The organism is Agromyces sp. P1_H4 (assembly GCF_056405255.1).
On record NZ_JBFUCL010000461.1, the window covers coordinates 1 to 2,256 of the forward strand.

A 2,256-nucleotide genomic window follows, 5' to 3' on the forward strand; every position below is an offset into this window, starting at 1 on the left:
GGTCGCCGCTCAGGGCGATCGCGGTGCATACGAACAGGGCGATGGCCGCGAGCACCCCCGCGGCCAGCGGCAGCCAGAACGACGGGCGGCGGGCGCGGATGAGCGCGACCGACCCGACCGCGGCGACCACCCAGATGACCACCTGCACGATCGAGCCGATGAGGATGAGCCCCGGGATCTCGGGCCCGGGCGTGTAGGGATCGATGCCCTCCTGCGTGTGGAGGAGCTGCAGCGACTGGGGCAGCGCCTGCAGCACGCCGACCGACAGCCAGGCGCCCAGCACGCCGATGACGAGCAGCAGGATCGTCACGGCGCGGTCGGCCGGGCGCGGCGGGCGGTGCTCGCGAGCGGATGCCGCGGCGACGGCGTGCGCCGACGGCGTGTGGGGCACCCGCGGAGCGGGCGGGGCCGTCATCTGCGGTGCCGGGTCGGACGTGGTCTCGCCGGGCGGCGGAGTCCACGTCCAGCCTTCGGGCGCGTACTCCCCGTACTGCGGGCGCGGCCGCTCGTCGCGCGGTGCGGGCGGGGGCGTGGGAACGCCCCCGGGGGTCGACCTGGGGGCCGACTCGTCGGGGGTGCCCGCGGCGTGCTCTTCCGGCATCCGGAACCTAGGCGCTGATCGACTGCCCGGCGGAGCCGAGCTGCCTCGTGGACTCACCGACGCGCGCGGCCATCGCCGACTCGGCGACCTTGCCCCAGGCACGCGGGTCGTAGAGCTTCTTGTTGCCGACGGAGCCGTCGACCTTGAGCACGCCCTCGTAGTTGGAGAACATGTAGCCGGCAACGGAGCGCGTGAAGGCGTACTGCGTGTCGGTGTCGATGTTCATCTTCACGACGCCGTTGGCGACCGCGGTGGCGATCTCCTCGTCGGTCGAGCCGGAGCCGCCGTGGAAGACGAGGTCGAGGGGCTTCGGGCCGGTGCCGTACTTGGCGGCGAGGCCGTCCTGGATCTCCTTGAGGAGCTCGGGCTTGAGCTTCACGTTGCCGGGCGCGTAGACGCCGTGCACATTGCCGAACGTGAGGGCGGCCATGTAGCGGCCCTGCTCGCCGAGGCCGAGCGCCTCGACGGTCGCGATGGCGTCGTCGAGGGTCGTGTAGAGGTGCTCGTTGATGTCGTGGCTGACGCCGTCCTCCTCGCCGCCGACGACGCCGATCTCGACCTCGAGGATCGCGTTGATCGCCTTCATGCGGGGGAGGATCTGCTTGGCGATCTCGAGGTTCTCGTCGAGGGGCACGGCCGAGCCGTCCCACATGTGCGACTGGAAGATGGGGTTGCGGCCCGCCTTGACCTCCTCCTCGGAGGCGGCGATGAGCGGGTACACGAAGTCGTCGAGCGCGTTCTTCGGACAGTGGTCGGTGTGCAGGGCGACCGTGATCGGGTAGGACTTCGCCACCTCGTGGGCGAACTTCGCGAACGCGAGGGCGCCGGTGGCGCGGGCCTTGACCGTGTGACCGGCGAAGTAGTCGGCGCCGCCCGTGGTGACCTGGATGATGCCGTCGGAGCCCGCCTCGGTGAGGCCCTGCAGCACGGCGTTCAGCGTCTGCGAGGAGGAGACGTTGAACGCCGGGAAGGCGAAGCCCTTCGCCTTGGCGGTGTCGAGCATCTCGGCGTACTGCTCCGGGGTTGCGATGGGCATGGTGCTCCTTCGAGGTCACGTCAGGGTTCGCGTCCGAGTCTAGCGAGGTGGCGAGGAGTGCTCATGAGTCGCGGACGCCGCGGCCGCGCGTCGTCCGGGCGGTCGGCGATGGGGGAGGATGGCCCGATGCATGACGACACCACCGTCTTCCCTCCGCAGCTCCGCGCGGCGCTCGCCGCCGCCGTTCGGGCGGCCGCCGACGCGGCGGTCCCGCTCGTGGGATCCGGTGACGCCGACGCCGTCGACGCGGCCGCGGTCGACGCCCTGCGCGTGGCGCTCGCCACGGTGCCGGCGGCGCTGCGCGTGGTCGCCGRTGAGGGCGAGAAGGACGGGGCGCCCATGCTCGAGCCGGGCGAGCGCTTCGGCACGGGCGGCGGACCTGAGCTGGACCTCGTCGTCGACCCGGTCGACGGCACCCGCCTGGCGGCGGCCGGCCGGCCCGGTGCCATGGCGATCCTCGCGGTCGCGCCGACCGGATCGTTCCTCGACCTCGGGCCTGCGTACTACCTCGACAAGCTCGTGCACGCCCCCCCCCACCCCCCCCACACCCACACACAAAAACACAACACACCCACCCCACCACAAACACACACAACAACACCCACCACCCCCAAACAAA

General features: G+C 71.7%; 3 protein-coding genes. 1 reads left to right on the plus strand and 2 read right to left on the minus strand.

Annotated features, from left to right (window positions below; all coding sequences use genetic code 11):
• Together AC1DY2_RS18875 and fbaA are read right to left on the minus strand one after the other, a co-directional pair.
• On the minus strand, positions 1-601 hold a 601-nt coding region (locus tag AC1DY2_RS18875), incomplete at its 3' end, for a DUF6264 family protein (protein ID WP_476763807.1).
• A 7-nt stretch (positions 602-608) separates the two neighbouring features.
• Positions 609-1,637, minus strand: a complete 1,029-nt coding sequence (fbaA, locus tag AC1DY2_RS18880) for a class II fructose-bisphosphate aldolase (RefSeq protein ID WP_476763808.1) — start codon at positions 1,635-1,637, stop codon at positions 609-611.
• A 126-nt stretch (positions 1,638-1,763) separates the two neighbouring features.
• On the opposite strand from fbaA, the gene AC1DY2_RS18885 reads away from it, so the two are divergent.
• Positions 1,764-2,256 (plus strand): fructose-bisphosphatase class II (locus AC1DY2_RS18885; RefSeq protein ID WP_476763809.1); only part of this gene is annotated, 493 nt, incomplete at its 3' end.